Here is a 19,102-nt window from a genome sequence, read left to right as displayed (position 1 = left end):
GTGGCGAACCACCTACTGGCGTGGCGAACGTGGTCATTCGCCCGCGTAGCCGCGAAGTCCGCACTTCGCCACGCGAATAGGAGCCTCGCCACGCTCCGGGGCGTGGTTAACCAGCTGAAAGCGTGGTTAACGTGGTCATTCGCGTCCCGAGAGTGCTGCTCACACGGTGCTCTCGAGCGGTGCGAAGGCCGCGTCGTACGCCGCTTGCCGTTCCTTGTCCTTTGCTCTGATCTCCAACGCGATTCGCGCCATCGAACGGCCGGTCGCTGAGAGGTCGAGCCGGCTGCCGGCCTCCACCGCGTCGCGCCATTCCGGCTGGATCGAGTCGATGCCGTTCAGCGCACCGCAGATCGCGCCCGCCATGGTGGCGATCGAGTCGGAGTCGCGGCCGTAGTTGACCGCGCCCAGCACCGCCGCCGAGTAGTCGCCGCCGGCCATCAGCACCATGCCGAGCGCCACCGGCAGTTCCTCGATGGCGTGCAGGCGGCTCGGCCGCCGCGCACCCAGCCCGGGCTCGCGATAGTTGGGACCCACTGTGTCGAACGGAATCACGGCCTCGCGCAGGACGCCGATCGCCTGCTTCCAGTCACCGGCGGGCACCTTCGCGGCCGCGCCGGCGACCGCTTCGATCGCCGTGTGCGTGCCGTCGCGCGCAACGGAGAGCGCCGCCTCGACGACACTCGTCGCGGTTGCCGAAGGCCGCATCGACTCGGCCACGGCGGCCGCCATCACACCTGCGGCCTCGCGCCCGTAGCTGCTCTGGTGGGCACCGGCGAGCTCGATCGCCTCGGCGTACGCGCCGCGCGGGTTGGCCGCGTTGGCGATGCCGACCGGCGCGATGTACATCGCCGCGCCGCAGTTGACGATGTTGCCGACGCCGGCCTCGCGCGGATCGACGTGCCCGTAGTGCAGCCGGCTCACCAGCCACTTCTCGGCGAGGAAGACCCGCACGAGAGCGACGGACTCCTTCTCCAGCTCCGGAATCCAGACGCGTTCGTCCAGCATCAAAGGAACCAGCAGGTCGGCGACGTCGTAGGCGTCGAGGTGGTCGCGTTTGGCTTCGTACACCTTGACCACCAGGTTGGTCATCAACGTGTCGTCGGTGACGTGGCCGTCGCCCTTGTGGTACGGCGACATCGGCCGGGCCGTCGCCCAGTCGGGCAGGAACGGCGGAACGATCCCCGTGACGTAGCCGTCGTACCGCTCCCTGATCTGTTCCGGGCTGCGCCCCTCGGTCGCGCCGCCGAGTGCGTCACCGACAGCCGCCCCGGCCAGACATCCGACCGCCCGTTGTTCGAGCACGTTCACTGATCTCCCTTGGTTTCTCACCGGCCCGCGACCGACTGCCAGCCGGACTCGAGCTGCTTGCCGAGCTCGTCGATGCTCACCTTGTCGGCGAAGTACTGCTGGAATCCCGGAGTGGCGATCTGGTCCTTCCACTGCGGGTAGTTGTCGACCTTCTGGAACGGTGCGACCGCGAGCGTCTTGCCGGCGGCGACCATCGTGTCCCAGCCGTCCTCGCCCTTGGTGTCCTTCAGCACCTGTTCCGACGCGCCGGTCGTCGCCGGGATCAGCCAGTCGCCCTGCGCCAGCTTGGCGAGGTTCTGCGCGTTGGCGTAGTACGCGACGAACTCCGCGGCTTCCTTCTGGTGCTCGCTCTGCGCGGCGACCGAAAGCGTCTGCGGGTTGGCGGCCTGGGTGACCGAGGTGCCCTTCAAGGCTGGCAGCAGCTGCCAGTTGAAGTCCTTCGGCGCCTGCTCGAGGATCTGCTGGACGTTGTAGTTGCCGGCCACGATCATGGCGTACTTGCCGCCGTAGAAGCCGGGCAGGATGTCGCCTGCCGACAGGCTGGTCGACTCCTTCGCGATCGACTTGTCGTCGTAGATCATGCCGTGGATCCGCGACAGCACCTGCTGCTCGTTCGGGCCGAACGTCAGCTTCGCGTCCTTGCCGGCGCCGTCGAAGTACTTGCCGTCGAAGTTCATCGACAGGCTCATCACGGCCGCGACCGGAGACTTCAGGCCCCAGCCGACGCCGTAGGTCTTGCCCTTGGTGAGCTTCCTGGCGGCCGCCTGGAAGTCGTCCCACGTCCACGGGTTGTCGGTGGTCGGCGGCGTGATGCCGGCCTGCTTCAGCAGGTCGGTGTTGACGAAGACGTTGTACGACTGCAGCAACGTCGGCATGCCGACGACCTTGCCGTCGTAGGTCACCGAGCCCCAGACGTCCTTGCTCACCTGGCTCTTCACGTCGTCGGAGAGCAGCGGCCCGAGGTCGGCGAGGTAGCCCTGCTGCGCGAAGCCGCCGAGGTCGGCCGACTCGTCGTGGATGATGTCGGGCGCCTCGCCACCGCCGAACTGCGTGACGAGCTTGTCGTGCACCGAGTCGGCGTCGACCGGCACCATCTTCACCGGCGTGTCCGGATGGCTCTTGTTCCAGGCGGCGACGATGTTCTTGGTGGCCTTCACCGTCTCCGTCTGCCAGGCGTACGTCGAGAACGTCAACCCTGCCTTGCCGTCGCTGTCCCCCGAGGACGACCCGCACGCCGCCGCGAGCAGTGAGCCCACGGCTGCGAGGGCGACTGCAGCGAGTGCCTTGTACTTCATTGGTTTTCCTCTCATCCCTTGACCGAGCCACTCATCAGCCCGGAGGACAGCCGGCGCTGCAGGAAGGCGAAGAACACCAGTCCTGGCAGGGTCGCCAGCAGGGACGCGGCGGCCAGCGGGCCCAGCCGTACCGCGCCTTCGGTTCCGATGAACCGTGCGAGCGCCAGCGGAAGCGTGCTGAGTTCCGGGTCCTGCAGGAAGACCAGAGCGAAGAAGAACTCGTTCCAGCTGACGATGAACGTGAACATTCCCGTTGCCACGATGCCGGGTGCGAGCAACGGCAGCACGATGGAGATGAGCGTGCGCAGGCGCCCGGCGCCGTCGACGGCCGCGGCCTGCTCGATCTCCGACGGGATCGAGCGAACGTACCCCTGCAGCATCCACAGCGTGAACGGCAACGCCCACACGATGTAGACGAGGATCAGCCCGGGAACGCTGTTGAGCAAGCCGATCTGCCGCAGGATGACGAACAACGGGATGGTGATCAGGATCTGCGGGAACACCTGGCTGACCAGGATCCAGCCGAGTGCCGGCTTGCGCAGCGCGGTCCGGAACCGGACGAGCGCGTACGCCGCCGGCAGCGCGACGACGAGCGTGAGCAGCGCGGTCGACACGGCGACGACCAGGCTGTTGATGCCCGCACGTACGACACCGGAGTCGTTGAGCGCGGCGGCGAAGTTCTGGATCGTCGGCTGTTGCGGAAACAGCGTCGGATGCAGCGCGGTGATCTCCTGCGGCGTCTTGAACGCCGTCGAAACCATCCAGAACAAGGGGAAACCGAGGAAGAGAATGAACAACGCCAGCGCTGCGTACTGGCCGAGGCGGGAGAGCGGGTGCGCGCGCACTCAGTCCACCTCCTTCATTCGCATCCGGAGATAGAACGCCGCCATGCCGACGATCAGGATCACCATCACGTTGCCCATCGCGGCGGCGTAGCCGAAGTGGCCGTACTGGAACGCCTCGTTGTAGGCGAACAGCATCGGGAGCATGGTCTGGCCGCCGGGCCCGCCCTCGGTGAGCACGTAGACCAGGCCGAAGGAGTTGAAGTTCCACACGAAGTCGAGACACGTGATCGCGACGATGACCGGGCGCAACTGGGGCAGCGTGATCTGCCAGAACCGCTGCCAGGTGCTCGCGCCGTCGACGGCCGCAGCTTCGTGCAGCTCGCCCGGGATGTTCTGCAGGCCGGCGAGCAGGGTCACGGTGGTCTGCGGCATCCCCGCCCACACGCCGACGACGATCACCGCGGGGAGGGCGAGCTCGAACGTGCCGAGCCAGTCGACGGTGTGGTCGATCAGGTGGAGCCTGAGGAGCGCCTCGTTCAGCAGCCCGGCGTCGGGATGGTAGATCAGCCGCCACATGATCGCGACGATCACGCTCGGCATCGCCCAGGGAACCAGGGCGAGCGTCCTTACCAGCCAGCGGAAGCGGAGCTTCTGGTTCAACAGCAGGGCGAGCGCGAGCGCCAGGACGAACTGCAGGATCGTGACGGCGAACGACCAGATCAGACCGATCTTGAAGGAGTTCCAGAACAGCCCGTTGTGGAGCAGCTCGGCGTAGTTGGCGAATCCGGTGACGTGGGTGTCCTGGTTGAACCCGGCGCGGGCGTCGGTGAAGCCGAGATAGATGCCCTGCAGCAGCGGATAGACGCTGAAGATGACGACGGGGATCAGCGCGGGGACCAGCAGAAGATACGCCTCGCGCCGGTCGGTCTCGCCGGGCGCGCGGTACTTCCGGCGCGGCCTGGGCGGGCCTGCGGGCGCGGAGCGTGGCTCGGTCTTCGTCGGCCTCATCGGCCGCCGGCCCCTTCCTCCGAGCCTGAGCCGGTACGAGCGCCGCCGTCGCCAGGATCGTCGCCAAGATCGTCGCCAGGATCGTCGCCAGGATCGTCGCCAAGATCGCTGCCAAGATCGTCGCCAAGATCGCTGCCAAGATCGTCGCCAGGATCGTCGCCAGGATCGTCGGCAAGATTGTCGCCAGGATCGTCGCCAGGATCGTCGCCAGGATCGCTGCCAGGATCGTCGCCAGGATCGTCGCCAGGATCGTCGCCAGGATCGTCGCCAGGATCGCTGCCAGGATCGCTGCCAGGATCGCTGCCAGGATCGCTGCCAGGATCGCTGCCAGGATCGTCGCCAGGATTGCCGGCTGGGGCGGAGGACTCACGGACGACCAGGCGGGGCGAGACGCGTACCTGGCGATGTGGCAGGCCTGGCTCCTTGATCCGTTCGAGCAGGAAGCGGGCGGCGATCCGGCCACGTTCGGCGGAACCCAGTGAGACGCTGGACAGGCTCGGGTAGACCATGCCGGCCAGCTCGATGTCGTCGACGCCGACGATCGCGAGGTCTTGCGGTATGCGCAGGCCGGCCTCGGTGGCGGCGCGCATCGTGGCCACCGCGATCAGGTCGTTGGCGCACATCACGGCGTCCGGGCGGATGCGTTCGAACAGGCGCCGGGCGGCCTGGTAGCCGGCGGCGTAGGTGAACTCGCCCGCGGTCTCCACCAGCAGGTCGAAGCGCGGCAGGCCGTTGGCGGCCAGGCCGTTGCGATAGCCGGCGAGCCGCATGCGGCCAGGCACAGTGTCCTCGGAACCGTTGATGAAGCCGATCCGGATGCGTCCGGTCTCCGCGAGATGAGTGACGGCGAGCTCGACACCGAGGCGGGAGTCGGTGGTCACGGCGTCGACCTCGACGCCGAGGCCCTCCGACGTCGATCCGGTGACCACGACGACCGGGACGGGCGCGTTGCGCAGCGCCTCGCGGTGCTCGTCGGTGATCCGGATCGGGCTGATCACCAGACCGTCGACGTGCCGTTGGCTCAGGCTGCGCAGCAGCGACATCTCCACGTCGTGGTCCGCGTCGGTCGAGCTCACCAGCAGCCGGTAGCCGGCAGCACGGGTGACGGACTCGATCGCGCGCATGACGGTGACGTACGTCGGGTTGCCCACGTCGTGGACCGCGTACGCCAGCTGCTCGGTGCGGCCGGCCTTCAACGAACGCGCGGCGGCGTCAGGCAGGTAGCCGAGCCGCTCGACGGCCTCGCGCACCTTACGTGTCATGGCCTCGCTGGCCGGCAGGCCGTTGAGCACGCGCGACACCGAGGCGACCGAAACCCCGGCCAGCTCGGCGACGGTCTGCACCGTCGGCCGGCCGGTGCCGGGCGGAGGGTCGGCTTCGAGTTGGGCCATGGCGATGCTGCTTCACCTTCGGTCGCCGGACTGTCACAGGGATGTTGTAATCGTTCTTGTAAACGATTACATCCAACCGTCTGACACGTCAAGCCGACCACTTCCGCATCCCGGGCGTTTCCTGTACGCTACGAATTTGGGAGCGCTCCCACACTGCATCCAGAGCGAGCTGGCTCGCCCTGCGGGCCGGCCAGACGTCAGTTTCAGGCTGACGGCAATCGGTTCACAGCTCATACGGACATTTCGCGGAGGGCATCGGCGAAGCTGACTCACCGGCGGTCCTTGGGCTGCGCCGGCTTGGAATCGCGCGGGTTGTTCTGCCGCCGCGCCTGCCAAGCACCTGGCGCTCCCCCGAACCGGCCGGGTTGCCAGGTGTGCCGCCGCTCCCCTGCAACCTCCGGCTGAGCTGGGATCACGCTGTCGGCCGGCCAGCGAGACCGCACCAGCAATTAATTTTTACGGGTCACCCAAACTAATTAATTCCGTCGTTCCTCGTCCCCATCCCAAGGCTGAGGTAGATCATGATCGCGACTTTCCGGGCTCGTCTCCGGCCGGGGCGCTTTCGGCGGCTGATGCTCGCCGGCGCCGGAGTGGTGGCGCTGCTCGTTCCCCTTCTCGTATTCGTGCAGCCGTCGCAGGCGGCGGTCGGGCTGCGGGTGAGCAGCGGCCGTCTCGTCGAGGCGAACGGCACACCGTTCGTCATGCGTGGGGTCAGCCATCCGCATGTCTGGTACCAGAGCCAGACCAGCTCGTACGCCAACATCAGCGCGCTCGGCGCCAACACCGTTCGCGTGGTGCTCGGCAGCGGGCAGCGGTGGGGGCCGACGCCGGCCGCCGAAGTCACGCAGATCATCAACCTGTGCAAGCAGAACCGCCTGATCTGCGTCCTCGAGGCACACGACACCACTGGCTTCGGCGAGGACGGTGCCGCGGCCACGCTCGACCAGGCCGTGAGCTACTGGATCAGCGTGCAGAGCGCGCTCCAGGGCCAGGAGAACTACGTCATCATCAACCTCGGCAACGAGCCGATCGGCAACAACAACGCCGCGCAGTGGACGACCGCCACGCGGAACGCGATCACCAGGATGCGCAGCGCCGGATTCGACCACACGCTGATGGTCGACGCGCCGAACTGGGGGCAGGACTGGCAGTTCGTCATGCGGGACAACGCCGCGTCGATCTTCGCGAGCGATCCCGACGCCAACACGGTGTTCTCGATCCACATGTACGGCGTGTTCGACACCGCGGCCGAGATCACTGCTTATCTGCAGGCGTTCCAGACCGCGGGCCTGCCGCTCGTCATCGGCGAGTTCGGGTTCAACCATTCCGACGGCAACCCCGACGAGGACACGATCATGGCGCAGGCACAGTCGCGCGGGATCGGGTACATCGGCTGGTCGTGGAGCGGCAACGGCGGCGGCGTGGAGTACCTCGACATGACGACGAACTTCAACCCGAGCGCGCTGACGTCGTGGGGGCAGCGGATCTTCAACGGCGCGAATGGAATCGTTGCCACTTCTCGCCGGGCGACGATCTACGGCGGTACGAGCACCGACACCACTCCGCCGACGACGCCGGGAATGCCTGCCGCTTCGAGCGTCACAGCGACCACGGCGAACCTCACCTGGGGCACGTCCGCTGACACCGGTGGCAGCGGGCTCGCGGGCTACAACGTCTACCGGGAGCAGGGCGCCACCGACCCGCAACTGGCCGCCTCCGCCACCAACTCCGTCCAGCTGACCGGGCTGACCGCCAACACGCAGTACCAGGTCTACGTACGCGCCCGCGACGGCGCCGGCAACCTGTCCGGCAACTCCGCGCTCGTCACCTTCACCACACAAAGCGGCGGCACCACCGGCACCTGCCGCATCACCTACTCAGCCAACAACTGGGGCGGAAACAACGGATTCACCGGCACCGTGACCATCGCCAACACCGGCACCACCGCCATCAACGGCTGGACCCTGGCGTTCTCCTTCCCGTCCGGCCAGCGAATCACCGACAGCTGGGCCGCCACCTGGAGCCAGCCGTCCGGCAGCGCCAACGTAACGGCGACCAACCTGTCCTGGAACGGCACCATCGCGCCAGGAAACTCCACGAGCATCGGCTTCAACGCCACCCACACCGGCACCAACACCAACCCCACCACCTTCACCCTCAACGGCACCACCTGCACCACGCAATAGGCCGTGCGAAAGGTCGTCGTGGGTATGCGCGGCCGCGCATACCCACGACGGACGTACCGTTATTCGTCTATTCGTCGTCGTAGACGCTCAGCCGGCCATGCTTGGAGAGCAGGCCTGGAAGGTCGGTCGGCTGGTCGCGAAGCTCGGCGTCCAGGAACCCGATCGTCAGCTCGCAGATGACGCGGTTGCCTTCGGTGCGCCCGAGGGAGCCGACCAGTGACGGCACCGGCGGCCACCACAGCGGCGCGTCGGTGAAGGTCCCGTGGGTGGTGCCGGGGACGACGAGCAGGTAGGAGGTCGCCGTGCTGAGCCCGAGCACGCGCTTCACAGCGGGGCCATATCTGGGATTGTCCTCCAGCGCACCCTCGTGGGTCAGTGCCAGCATCGGCTGGTCGTACGGCCCGGGACGGGCGTCGTACGGAAAGCCGTCAAGGGCGACCACAGCGGAGAAGCGCTCATCGGTGCGGGCCGCCTGAGTGGCGCCGCCGACGCCTGCCGACATGCCGACGACCGCGGCGCGGCCGGTGTCCAGCCGGCCGGCGAGGACACTCTTCACTTCGCCGCGGTCGAGCCGGCCCAGGCGAGTGAGGGCCGAACTGAGATCGGCGGCCTTCACCGCCGCCAGTTGCTCGCCCAGCCGGTAGCCGTCGGCGTCGTTCTTGATGTGGTGCTTGGCTCTGGGAACCGTCCGGCCGTTGGCGAACATGACCGCGGCCGTGTCGTAGGGGTGGTCGAGCGCGGCGACCACGTAACCATGGCTGGCCAACTCCTCGGCCCAGGCGGTGTTCGTCCAGCGCCCGGCGCCCATGCCCGGTGTGAACAGCACCACCGGGAACCGTTCCCTGCCGGAGGCGACCGGCGCGCCGGGCACCGCGTTGGTGCGGGACGCCACCGCGCCATCGAGGAGGAACGGGGGAAGCCCGAGATATTCCGCGAAGGCACCGGTCGCGAAGCTCGCCTCGGCCTGAGAGCGGCCGGCGTACTGCGCCCGCTCCGCCTCGTCCGGGCTCGCCTCGGCGGGGTACCAGAGCTGGGCCTGCAGCGTACGCACGTCGTCGGGATCGGCCGTCCACGTCTCGGGCCGATCGGGCTCGGTCCACTCGAGGACGGTGGTGCCGACGGCGTACTTGCCGGTCGGCGTCGGGAGGTCCCCGATGGGGAAGGCGACCGCCGTGCCGACACCGGCGACGATCGCCAGGACGCCGGCGGCCGAACCCAGTCCGGCCAGCCACCAGCGAACCCGCCGGTCGCCGGCCTTCCCCAGCATGGTCCGGGCCAGGAACGGCAGCGCCACCACGACCGCCACCAGCACCGGGATCAGCTGCCAGCGAAGACCGAGCGCCACGAGCACCGCCGCCGAGGCCAATGCCACCGCCGCGGCGCCGATCGCGACCGGGCGCCGAAACCGCGGCGGAAGCCAGCGGGCCAACACCAGTGCGAGTGCGCCCAGCACCAGGACTACTTCGATCGGCGTCAGGCCGATTCCACTGATCATCTCGTTCACAGGAAGCGATTCTCAACGAGTGCGGGCGGATGCGCGTCAGACCGGCGATCGAATCTTCGGCGCCTACGTCGGACCGAAGGATGACCTACTGGTAGTCCTTGCGCAGATGAACGAGGTACGCCGCTTCCATCGTCTGGTAGACCCTGACCCGTACGTTCGGCTCCAGGACGCCCTTCGGAAGTCCGCCGCCCTTTTCACCATCGACGATCCGGCCGCCTGGAAGGTCTCGTACATGGTCGTTGACCCAACGCTCCAGCAGCTGCCGGGCGAGGACGCGAGCTCGCTGGTTGGAAAGGATTCGTTCCGGTGGCCCCTCCCGCCAGTCATTTTCCTTCCAGCGCGAGATCGTGTATTCATAGGGCTGCCGCTTCGACCGCGGCTTCCCCAGCATCATTTGTTTCAACAGCGCACCCCACCCCATGTCGGTCGCCTTTCTTTTGCGCGCCTGTCTTGTTGAGTTTGACGCCTGGATACCGACGCAGTTACGGGTTTTTGCAGCGTGCAGCCGAAGTTCGGTCCAACGGACACGGGGATCGCGGGCCTTTGGTCCCTGGCTTCGGGTTGGGCCGCATCGGCGCATACGTGAGGGCCGCAGCCGGGCGTCGGCTGCGGCCCTCTCCGTTCGGGATGCTTTCGTGAATACTTGCGGCAATCGTCCTTCCGGCGACGGACGTCAGGCGGCTCCGTAGTCCCGCATCGCGTGTCCCAGATACGCGGCCGCGGTCAACGGGCCGTCTTCACCAGTCGGTCCACTTCTGTACACCTGCACGCGGACCGTCGGAATGATGCCTGCCGGGGCCCCGTCGTTCCCGCCGTAGACAACGACGATTCGCCCACCTGGCAGGTGCCCCTGTTGGCCAATGATCCACTGTTCGAGCAACTGGCGTGCGATAGACCGCGGGTCGCGGCTGAAATTCCGCTTCTCGACGACGGTGACCTGCCACCGACCTTCCGTCAAGAGAGCGATCTTGTACTTGTAGAACGTCTTCATGGCGGCGCCTCTTCCGCTGGCTTACACGGTTTGTCCACTCGACAGCGCCCGTGGTTACTTACCGATATCGTCCGGGCGCCCAGCGGCCCGCGCGAAGAGGATTTCGGCCCAGCCTACCGGCCGTTGGTCATGTCGCCCGGGGGCAAAGGACTGTCATACATCAGATCTCGCAGCTGTAGCGAACGCGATCGAGCCACCGGCCGGATCGACGATTTCGTAGTGATCCAGGCGGATATGGCCCTAATTCCGCCGCGCTGCCGACCGCGACGACCTCAACGTTGGCGACCCCGGCCTTCGACGGCGAGATTGCCCGGATCGTTCACGCTCGCGAAATCGTCGGCTGTCGCTGCGACGGCGGCCGCCGCGTCTGGGGCGTTCGACGCAGCGGCCGCATCGCGTGGCGCGGTCGGCGCGGCTTGGGTGGCCGCCGCGAGTCGGCCGGTGCCGGCGCCGGCGCGCACGATTGACGGGACGTTCGCCGGGTTGTCGAGCGTGTAGCCGTAGTACGTCCGCGGCTCGGTGACCGTGCCGGCGGTCTCCGGCAGGCCCGAGTTGACGAATACGTTGTCGCGCGCCACCAGGCGTCCGGGACCGCTCTTGTCGTAGCCGACGTGGCTCGGGTGCGCGACGTTCTCGAAGTAGTTTCCCTCGACCAGCACACCGGCGTTCATCGTCGACGCGATGCCGTACAGGCCGTTGTTCAGGTAATAGTTGTTGAACACGTGCACGGGATCGCCGAAGCGCACCCGCGGATGCCGCTGTTCCGTACCGTCGAAGAAGTTGTGATGGTACGTCACGCGCAGGTGCCCGACGTCCTGCGTGTAGGTGTCGGAGTGGCCGACCAGCGCGGTCTTGCTGTGGTTGTGAAAGTGGTTCCACGACACGGTGACGTAATCGCTGGCCCGCTTGATGTCCAGCAGGCCGTCGAAGCCGCTGGAGAAGTCGTTGTGGTCGATCCAGACGTGGTGCGCGGAGTTCGTCACGCTCACCGAGTCGTCGGAGGCGTTGGTGAACGTCAGGTTGCGGACGATCACGTTGTTGCCCGGACGCGTCGTCGAGCCCATCTGCAGCCCGCCACCGGAGATCTCGGCGTTCGAGCCCACGCCGATGATGCTCTTGTCGGCGACGACCGTGATCATGTCGTCGAACGTGATCCGGCCCGAAACCATGATCACGTACGGCGTGTTGCGCCCGGCGTAGTAGGCGAGATCGGTCGCGTTGGTCACCGTCACGGTGGGCCCGGCGATCCCGCCCGTCGTGCCGTCTAGGCCAAGCGCGTTCACGCTCGCAAAACCGATCGGACTCGTCTCGGCGGCGCCGGCAACGGCGACCGGCGCCGGCGAGCTCGCGGCAGTGATCCCGGCGGCGACCACTGACACGAGCGCGACGACGATGGTGTGTCGACCCGGGAACCTGCTCCTCATGGAGCCACTGTCTCCGAACCGGCATGCACGTTGCCGTCGAACGCGTGGACGATTCCGGCTCAGCCGGCGATCAGACCGCGACCAGGCTCTGCTTCCGGGAGGAGATCACCTCGTCGATCAGGCCGTAGGCGATGGCCTCATCGGCGGCGATGATCTTGTCGCGTTCGATGTCGAGCGCCACTTCCTCCAGCGGGCGTCCGGTGTGCTCGGAGATCAGGCGTTCGATCAGCGCCCGCATGCGCAGGATCTCGTTGGCCTGGATCTCCAGGTCGCTGGCCTGGCCGTAGTCGCTGCCCTGCATCGCGGGCTGGTGGATGACGATCCGGCTGTTGGGCAGCGCCGAACGCTTGCCCGGGGCGCCGGCCGCCAGCAGCACCGCGGCGCCGGACGCCGCCTGGCCGAGGCAGACCGTCTGCACGTCGCACGTGATGTACTGCATGGTGTCGTAGATGGCGGTGGTCGCGGTGACGGAGCCGCCCGGGCTGTTGATGTACATCTGGATCGGGCGATCGGGATCCATCGACTCCAGGCACATCAACTGCGACGTCACGGCGTTTGCCACGTCGTCGGTGATCGGCGAGCCGAGGAAGAGGATCCGTTCCTCGAACAGCTTGCCGTACGGGTCGATCTGCCGATAGCCGTAGGGAGTGCGTTCCTCCCAGCGTGGGATGTAGTAGTCGGCCATCAGGGCCTCACATCTTGCAGAGAAGTGACTACGTGGTCGACGAAGCCGTACTCCTTGGCCTGCTCGGCGGTGAACCACCGGTCGCGGTCGGCGTCGGCTTCGATCCGTTCGAACGGCTGGCCGGTGTGCTCTGCGGTGAGCTCGAACAGCTTCTTCTTCTGGTAAATCGCCTGCTGAGCTTGGATCTTGATGTCGGACGCGGTGCCGCCGACGCCGCCAAGCGCCTGGTGCATCATGATGCGCGAATGTGGCAAGGCGAATCGCTTGCCCTTGGTGCCGGCCGCGACCAGGAACTGCCCCATCGAGGCGGCCATTCCCATCGCGACGGTCGCGACATCGTTCGAAATGAACTGCATGGTGTCGTAGATCGCGAGCCCGGAGTCGACGACACCGCCGGGTGAGTTGATGTAGAGCCAGATGTCTCTCTTCGGGTCCTCGGCGTTGAGCAGCAGCATCTGCGCGCAGATCGCGTTCGCGTTGGCGTCGCGAACCTCCGAGCCGAGGAAGATGATGCGTTCTTTCAGCAGCCGTTGATAGACGGCGTCGTCCAACAAGGGCGCGGCACTGGTGTTCTCGCTCATGAGGTTGGACGTTAGTCGCGAGCAGGGCGCGAAATAAGATACGTTCACTCTGAGCATGATCGCTGTGGGCGTATACGCTCTGAGCGAATTCACTTGACAGTCAAACCCCAACTATAGTTGAGGTCCCCATTCTCTCGCCATCCTCGGCCTGGCCATCGCCACCGTGGCCCAACCCGGCCGAACCGCGGGGTCGCCGGAGGCCGGCGGCGTCCGGGCGCTGGAGCGCCCGGCCCATCCGCTGAATCCCTCCGCCGGCCCGACCCAGGTCGGAGACCTACGCCCGCTCGGCCAGATGGTCGGCGGGACGCGGGTCGTGGGCGTCGGTGAAGCAACGCACAGCACCCATGAGTCTTCACGGCCAAAGCACGGATCTTCCGATATCTCTCACAGGAGAAGGGCTTCACGACGTTCGCGCTCGAGGCGAGCTGGAGCGGCGGCCTCCGGCTCAACGACTACGTCCTGCACGGCAGGGGCGATCCCCGCCGGATCGTCTCCGAGGAGATCTCGTCGACCTGCGCCGCGTACGCCCACCAGCGGCCGACTGGTTGCGTACCGCGCGCCCCACGTTCGAGTTCGCCGAGAACTACCCCGCGCCGACGACCACGGTCGCGCTCGGCCGGGGCTACGACCTGCTGATCCATCTGCACGACACCAGCCCCGCCCAGCTGCTGCCCTGACGGCGGAAGGCACTCCGTTGGTGGAGGATCCCGGCTCGGACGCCGGGATCCCTCCACCAGGTCGAGCTATCCGAACTGGCCGACCACGTAGTCGCCCGCGGGCTGCTGGGTGATGACGTTCAGGCGGTTGAACGCGTTCATCAGTGCGATCAGCGACACCAGTGCGGCGAGCTGGTCCTCGTCGTAGTGCTTGGCGGCGTTCGCCCACACCTCGTCCGGCACACCACCGGCCGCGTCTGCCAGGCGGGTGCCTTCCTCCGCCAGCTCGAGCGCCGCCCGTTCGGCGTCGGTGAACACCGTGGCCTCCCGCCAGGTCGCCACCAGGTTGAGCCGCAGCGTGCTCTCCCCTGCGGCGAGGGCGTCCTTGCTGTGCATGTCGGCGCAGTAGCCGCAGCCGTTGATCTGGCTGGCCCGCAGCGCCACCAGCTCCTGCGTCGCGGCCGGGAGCGGCGAGCCCTTGACCGTCCGGCTCGCGCCAACGATGTGCTTCAGGAACTTGCCAGCGACCTGGTTGCCGAAGAGGTTCAACCGGGCATCCATCGTGCACTCCTTCGTCGTTTCGCTGTTGGTCGTTACACCTCGTAGACCAGCAGGATCGAGCAATCGTGACGTGAGTGAACGTGAGCTGTGTCTCGCCCGACGCGATACAGCGTTGTGATGGTTCGGTAACACGTCGGCAAAGGACGGCGGTCATTGTCGGCGCATGCGGTTGACCCCACACGAACAGGAGCGGCTGCTGATCCATGTCGCCGCCGAGCTCGCGCACCAGCGGCGGGGCCGCAACCTGCGGCTCAACCATCCCGAGGCGGTCGCCGTGATCACGTCGTTCCTGCTGGAAGGGGCGCGCGACGGACGCACCGTCGCCGACCTGATGGAGGCCGGCAGGCACGTGCTGAGCCGCGAGGACGTCATGGACGGCATCCCCGAGATGCTCACCGAGGTCCAGGTCGAGGCCACCTTCCCCGACGGCACCAAGCTGGTCACCGTCCACGAGCCGATTCCATGAGCACACCCGGCGAAATCCTCCACGGCGACGGGCCGATCGCACTCAACGCAGGCCGTGAACGCCGTACGCTCACGGTCGTCAACACCGGAGACCGTCCGGTCCAGGTCGGCTCGCACTATCACTTCGCCGAGGCCAACCCGGCGCTGGAGTTCGACCGCGAGACGGCCTGGGGCACCCGGCTGGCCGTTGCCGCCGGTACGGCCGTCCGGTTCGAGCCCGGCATCCCCCGCGAGGTCGAGGTGGTCCCCATCGCGGGCAGGCGGATCGTCCCCGGGCTCAGGGGCGCGAGCGGCGGACCACTGGACGGGCCGACCGCATGACGAACGAGATCGAGCGCTCCCGCTATGCCGCGCTCTACGGTCCGACCACCGGCGACCGGATCCGGCTGGCCGACACCGACCTCCTGATCGAGATCGAGGACGACCGCAGCGCCGGCCCGTACGCCGGCGACGAGGTGGTCTTCGGCGGCGGCAAGGTGATTCGCGAGTCGATGGGCCAGTCGACCGCGACCCGGGCCGAGGGCGCGCCCGACACAGTCATCACCGGTGCCGTCGTGCTCGACCACTGGGGCGTCGTCAAGGCCGACGTCGGCATCCGCGACGGCCGGATCGTCGCGCTGGGCAAGGCCGGCAATCCCGACACGATGGACGGCGTACACCCGGACCTCGTGATCGGGCCGTCGACGGAGGTCATCTCCGGCAACGGCCGGATCCTGACGGCGGGCGCGATCGACAGCCACGTGCACCTGATCTGCCCACAGCTGCTGGACGAGGCGCTCGGCGCCGGCATCACGACCATCATCGGCGGCGGTACGGGCCCGGCCGAAGGCAGCAAGGCCACCACTGTCACGCCGGGCGCGTGGCATTTGGCCCGCATGCTGCAGGCACTGGATCCCTGGCCGGTCAACGTTCTCCTGCTCGGCAAGGGCAACACCGTAAACCAGGAAGCACTCTGGGAGCAGCTGCGCGCCGGTGCCGGAGGCTTCAAGCTGCACGAGGACTGGGGCACCACGCCCGCCGCGATCGACGCGTGCCTGACGGTCGCCGACGCGTCCGGCGTGCAGGTGGCGATCCACACCGACACGCTGAACGAGGCGGGGTTCGTCGAGGACACGCTGGCGGCGATCGCGGGCCGGGCCATTCACGCGTACCACACCGAAGGCGCCGGCGGCGGGCACGCGCCCGACATCATCACGGTGGCCGGCCGGCCCAACGTCCTGCCGTCATCCACCAATCCGACCCGGCCCTACACCGTCAACACGCTCGACGAGCACCTCGACATGTTGATGGTCTGCCACCACCTGAACCCTTCCGTACCAGAGGATCTGGCATTCGCCGAGAGCCGGATCCGGCCGACGACGATGGCCGCGGAGGACCTGCTGCACGACCTCGGCGCGATCTCGATGATCGGGTCCGACAGCCAGGCGATGGGCCGGATCGGTGAGGTGGTGACGCGCACCTGGCAGACCGCGCACGTGATGAAGCAGCGGTACGGCGCACTCGCGGGCGACGGCCGTGCCGACAACCACCGGGCGCGGCGCTATGTCGCGAAGTACACCATCTGCCCCGCCGTCGCGCACGGCCTGGACCACCAGATCGGCTCGGTCGAGCCGGGCAAGCTCGCCGACCTGGTGCTGTGGGAGCCGGCGTTCTTCGGCGTACGGCCGCACGCTGTTCTCAAGGGCGGAGCGCTGGCCTGGGCGGCGATGGGTGACGCGAACGCCTCGATCCCGACACCACAACCCGTGCTGCCGCGCCCGATGTTCGGTGCGTACGGACGCGTTCCGGGGCTGACCAGCCTGGCCTTCGTCAGTCCGGCCGCCATCGATGCCGGACTCGCCGAGCAACTCGAACTGGTGCGCCCGCTGGCCGCCGTCGCGGACGTACGCCGGCGCAGCAAGGCCGACCTGCCGGAGAATTCCGCGCTGCCCGGTATCGAAGTCGACCCCGACACGTTCACGGTTCGAGTCGACGGTGTGGTCGTCGAGCCCCAGCCCGTCGAACGGCTGCCGATGGCGCAGCGCTACTTCTTGTTCTGATGAGCCTCGCCACGCTTCTGCTGCTGGCCGACGGCCGGTTCCCGTCGGGCGGCCACGCGCACTCCGGCGGGCTGGAGTCCGCCGTACAGGCCGGCCGGGTGCACGACATCCCAAGCCTGGAAGGGTTCCTGCTCGGCCGGTTGCACACCAGCGGCATGGTCGGCGCCGCGCTTGCGGCGGCGGTGTGCGCGGGTGCCGACCCGGCCGCGGCCGATGTCGCCGCCGACGTACGGACGCCGGCTCCTCCGCTTCGGCAGGTGTCGCGCAGCCAGGGACGCGCGCTGATCCGCGCGGGACGGGCGATCTGGCCTTCGCCGCGGCTGGACGAGCTCGCCGCCGCCCGGCCGGACGGCCCGCACCAGCCGGTGGCGTTCGGGCTCCTCGCGGCCGTGGCGGGTGTGCCACCCGACCAGGCAGCGCTCGCCTCTGCTCATGGTTCGATCTCCGGACCTGCCTCGGCAGCGATCCGGATGCTCGGGCTCGATCCGTACGCCGTCCACGCGGTGCTGGCCCGCCTTGGCTCCGCCTGCGAGCAGGTCGCGCGCGAAGCCGCAACCGCCGCCGGCAAACCCCTGCGGGAGCTGCCGATGGCGAGCGCGCCGTTGCTCGACATCTCCGCTGCCGACCACGCCACCTGGGAGGTGCGTCTCTTTGCATCTTGACCATTCGCCCACCGAGAGCGCGGCCAAACCGCTCTCGATCTCGCCCGGCGACGGGAGAGCACTCCGCATCGGCATCGGCGGCCCGGTCGGCTCCGGCAAGACCGCACTGGTCGCCGCGCTGTGCCGGTCGCTTCGCGACGAGCTCCGGCTGGCCGTGGTGACCAACGACATCTACACCACGGAGGACGCCGACTTCCTGCTGCGTAACGGCGTTCTGGCACCGGAACGGATCCGCGCGGTCGAGACCGGTTGCTGCCCGCACACCGCGATCCGCGACGACATCTCCGCGAACCTCGAAGCGATCGACGACCTGGAGGCGCGGCTGGCACCGCTCGATCTCGTTCTCGTGGAGAGCGGCGGCGACAATCTCACGGCCACGTTCAGCCGCGGGCTGATCGACTTCCAGATCTTCGTGATCGACGTCGCGGGCGGCGACAAGGTGCCCCGCAAGGGTGGACCCGGCATCACCACGTCGGACCTGCTGGTGATCAACAAGATCGACCTGGCGCCGTTGGTGGGAGCCGACCTCGCCGTGATGGAACGGGACGCGGCCGCGGTGCGCGGCAGTCGGGTGACGTTGTTCTGCTCGCTGGCCAAAGATCCGGCGGCGTCGGCCGTCACCGGCTGGGTGCGCGACCGGCTGGCCGTCACCGCCCGATGAACGCCGAGCGCCTCGCCACGCCATCCGCGCTTCGCCACGCCAGCAGGAGCCCCGCCACGCCCCGGGGCGTGGTTAACCCGCCAAAGGCGTGGTTAACGTGGTCATTCGCGCGCCAGCACCGGGGGGAAGGGCGGGTGTGAGGGCCACCGCGCGCATCGTCGCGGCCGCGGGGCCGGCCGGCACGACCCGGCTCACCGTCCTGCGGTCGCAGTCGCCGTTGCTGCTCAGGCGTACGGGCGCGGGCGAGGTCCATCTGGTCGGCGGCGCCGCCGGACCGCTCGGCGGCGACCACCTCCGCATCGAGATCGACGTCGAGGCCGGAGCCACGCTCGTCGTACGTACGGTCGCCGCGTCGGTCGCCCTCCCGAGCCACCACGGCGACTGGTCGCGCACCGAGGTCACCGCCACCGTCGCCGAGAACGCCGCGCTGCGCTGGCTCCCCGAGCCCGTGATCGCCGCCCAGGGCTGCCGGCATCGGGCAGTCGCCGAGATCGACGTCACCGAAGGCGGCCACCTGCTCTGGCGGGACGAACTGGCCTGCGGGCGCCACGGCGAGCCCGGCGGAGACACGGTCAGCCGGCTCGTCGTCGACTACGGCGGCGCTCCCCTGCTCGCGCACGAACTGGCCGTCGGGCCCTCCGCACTAGCCTGGAACGGCCCCGCCGTACTCGGCGAAGCCCGCGCTGCCGGCTCGTTGCTGTTCGCCGGCGCCGGTCCCGAACCCAAGCCCGAAACGGACATCGCCGTCGAAGGCCACTACGCCGTGCTTCCCCTCGCAGGACAGGGAACTCTCGTCACCACCGTCGCGGCCGACGCGCTCGCGCTCCGGCGCGTTCACAACTCCTTCGTGGGTACGTGAGTGGTGCTCGAAGAGCGGTTGCGGGCAAGGCATGCAAGGGC

At 68.1% G+C, this 19,102-nt stretch carries 20 protein-coding genes and 1 pseudogene; 9 read left to right on the top strand and 12 right to left on the bottom strand.

All coding sequences use genetic code 11. From position 1 onward, the window contains the following. Positions 1 to 159: 159 nt before the first annotated feature. Genes ACYVF6_RS21670 through ACYVF6_RS21650 form a run of 5 tightly spaced genes read right to left on the bottom strand, consistent with a single transcriptional unit; the run spans position 160 to position 5,787 of the window. The gene (locus ACYVF6_RS21670) at positions 160 to 1,302 is read right to left on the bottom strand and encodes an ADP-ribosylglycohydrolase family protein (RefSeq protein ID WP_460524113.1); all 1,143 of its coding nucleotides are present in this window, start codon (positions 1,300 to 1,302) and stop codon (positions 160 to 162) included. Between the two features lie 23 nt (positions 1,303 to 1,325). Beyond that, entirely contained in the window at positions 1,326 to 2,603 is a 1,278-nt protein-coding gene (locus tag ACYVF6_RS21665) for an ABC transporter substrate-binding protein (RefSeq protein WP_460524111.1), read from the bottom strand. An 11-nt stretch (positions 2,604 to 2,614) separates the two neighbouring features. Then, the gene (locus ACYVF6_RS21660; protein WP_460524109.1) at positions 2,615 to 3,448 is read right to left on the bottom strand and encodes a carbohydrate ABC transporter permease; all 834 of its coding nucleotides are present in this window, start codon (positions 3,446 to 3,448) and stop codon (positions 2,615 to 2,617) included. After that, positions 3,449 to 4,396, bottom strand: coding sequence for a carbohydrate ABC transporter permease (locus ACYVF6_RS21655; RefSeq protein ID WP_460524107.1), 948 nt, complete (start codon positions 4,394 to 4,396; stop codon positions 3,449 to 3,451). Continuing rightward, on the bottom strand, positions 4,393 to 5,787 hold the full coding sequence (locus tag ACYVF6_RS21650) for a LacI family DNA-binding transcriptional regulator (protein WP_460524105.1): 1,395 nt from the start codon (positions 5,785 to 5,787) through the stop codon (positions 4,393 to 4,395). The genes ACYVF6_RS21655 and ACYVF6_RS21650 overlap by 4 nt, the downstream gene beginning before the upstream one ends. A gap of 521 nt (positions 5,788 to 6,308) precedes the next feature. On the opposite strand from ACYVF6_RS21650, the gene ACYVF6_RS21645 reads away from it, so the two are divergent. Further along, positions 6,309 to 7,973, top strand: a complete 1,665-nt coding sequence (locus ACYVF6_RS21645; RefSeq protein WP_460524103.1) for a cellulase family glycosylhydrolase — start codon at positions 6,309 to 6,311, stop codon at positions 7,971 to 7,973. Between the two features lie 67 nt (positions 7,974 to 8,040). Here the strand turns inward: ACYVF6_RS21645 and ACYVF6_RS21640 are convergent, their stop codons facing one another. The 6 genes from ACYVF6_RS21640 to ACYVF6_RS21615 form a co-directional block, all read right to left on the bottom strand. Beyond that, positions 8,041 to 9,468: an alpha/beta hydrolase family protein gene (locus ACYVF6_RS21640; protein WP_460524551.1), complete on the bottom strand. Its 1,428-nt coding sequence runs from the start codon at positions 9,466 to 9,468 to the stop codon at positions 8,041 to 8,043. 94 nt (positions 9,469 to 9,562) lie between these two features. Continuing rightward, a complete protein-coding gene (locus tag ACYVF6_RS21635) occupies positions 9,563 to 9,880 on the bottom strand; it encodes a hypothetical protein (RefSeq protein WP_460524101.1) in 318 nt (105 codons plus the stop codon). A 270-nt stretch (positions 9,881 to 10,150) separates the two neighbouring features. Next, a complete protein-coding gene (locus tag ACYVF6_RS21630; protein WP_460524099.1) occupies positions 10,151 to 10,468 on the bottom strand; it encodes a hypothetical protein in 318 nt (105 codons plus the stop codon). 272 nt (positions 10,469 to 10,740) lie between these two features. Continuing rightward, the gene (locus ACYVF6_RS21625) at positions 10,741 to 11,892 is read right to left on the bottom strand and encodes a pectate lyase family protein (RefSeq protein WP_460524097.1); all 1,152 of its coding nucleotides are present in this window, start codon (positions 11,890 to 11,892) and stop codon (positions 10,741 to 10,743) included. Positions 11,893 to 11,962: 70 nt separating this feature from the next. Next, a complete protein-coding gene (locus ACYVF6_RS21620; protein WP_460524095.1) occupies positions 11,963 to 12,577 on the bottom strand; it encodes an ATP-dependent Clp protease proteolytic subunit in 615 nt (204 codons plus the stop codon). Continuing rightward, positions 12,577 to 13,158: an ATP-dependent Clp protease proteolytic subunit gene (locus ACYVF6_RS21615; RefSeq protein WP_460524550.1), complete on the bottom strand. Its 582-nt coding sequence runs from the start codon at positions 13,156 to 13,158 to the stop codon at positions 12,577 to 12,579. Before ACYVF6_RS21615 ends, ACYVF6_RS21620 begins: the two co-directional genes overlap by 1 nt. Before the next feature lie 369 nt (positions 13,159 to 13,527). On the opposite strand from ACYVF6_RS21615, the pseudogene ACYVF6_RS21610 reads away from it, so the two are divergent. Then, a pseudogene (locus ACYVF6_RS21610) lies at positions 13,528 to 13,644 on the top strand (erythromycin esterase family protein); the annotation flags it as partial. A gap of 59 nt (positions 13,645 to 13,703) precedes the next feature. Next, positions 13,704 to 13,835 carry a hypothetical protein gene (locus ACYVF6_RS21605; RefSeq protein WP_460524093.1) on the top strand — a complete coding sequence of 44 codons (132 nt, stop codon included), beginning with the start codon at positions 13,704 to 13,706 and terminating at the stop codon, positions 13,833 to 13,835. A gap of 66 nt (positions 13,836 to 13,901) precedes the next feature. Here the strand turns inward: ACYVF6_RS21605 and ACYVF6_RS21600 are convergent, their stop codons facing one another. Beyond that, on the bottom strand, positions 13,902 to 14,375 hold the full coding sequence (locus ACYVF6_RS21600; RefSeq protein ID WP_460524091.1) for a carboxymuconolactone decarboxylase family protein: 474 nt from the start codon (positions 14,373 to 14,375) through the stop codon (positions 13,902 to 13,904). A 163-nt stretch (positions 14,376 to 14,538) separates the two neighbouring features. Between ACYVF6_RS21600 and ACYVF6_RS21595 the strand changes: the two genes are divergently transcribed. The 6 genes from ACYVF6_RS21595 to ACYVF6_RS21570 all read left to right on the top strand — a co-directional run bounded on the left by ACYVF6_RS21595 (position 14,539) and on the right by ACYVF6_RS21570 (position 19,061). Continuing rightward, entirely contained in the window at positions 14,539 to 14,841 is a 303-nt protein-coding gene (locus tag ACYVF6_RS21595) for an urease subunit gamma (RefSeq protein WP_460524089.1), read from the top strand. After that, positions 14,838 to 15,161 (top strand): urease subunit beta, encoded by a 324-nt coding sequence (locus ACYVF6_RS21590; protein WP_460524087.1) that lies wholly within the window; start codon positions 14,838 to 14,840, stop codon positions 15,159 to 15,161. Before ACYVF6_RS21595 ends, ACYVF6_RS21590 begins: the two co-directional genes overlap by 4 nt. Next, positions 15,158 to 16,879 (top strand): urease subunit alpha, encoded by a 1,722-nt coding sequence (locus tag ACYVF6_RS21585; protein ID WP_460524085.1) that lies wholly within the window; start codon positions 15,158 to 15,160, stop codon positions 16,877 to 16,879. The genes ACYVF6_RS21590 and ACYVF6_RS21585 overlap by 4 nt, the downstream gene beginning before the upstream one ends. Beyond that, entirely contained in the window at positions 16,879 to 17,541 is a 663-nt protein-coding gene (locus tag ACYVF6_RS21580; protein WP_460524083.1) for an urease accessory protein UreF, read from the top strand. Before ACYVF6_RS21585 ends, ACYVF6_RS21580 begins: the two co-directional genes overlap by 1 nt. Beyond that, complete coding sequence (gene ureG, locus ACYVF6_RS21575) at positions 17,531 to 18,202, top strand: urease accessory protein UreG (protein ID WP_460524081.1); 672 nt, start codon at positions 17,531 to 17,533, stop codon at positions 18,200 to 18,202. Before ACYVF6_RS21580 ends, ureG begins: the two co-directional genes overlap by 11 nt. A 136-nt stretch (positions 18,203 to 18,338) precedes the next feature. After that, on the top strand, positions 18,339 to 19,061 hold the full coding sequence (locus ACYVF6_RS21570) for an urease accessory protein UreD (protein WP_460524079.1): 723 nt from the start codon (positions 18,339 to 18,341) through the stop codon (positions 19,059 to 19,061). The last annotated feature ends 41 nt before the right edge of the window (positions 19,062 to 19,102 follow it).

Source organism: Flindersiella endophytica, assembly GCF_054779015.1.
Note: the sequence above shows the minus strand (reverse complement) of the source record. Positions and strands in the feature narration are given on the sequence as shown.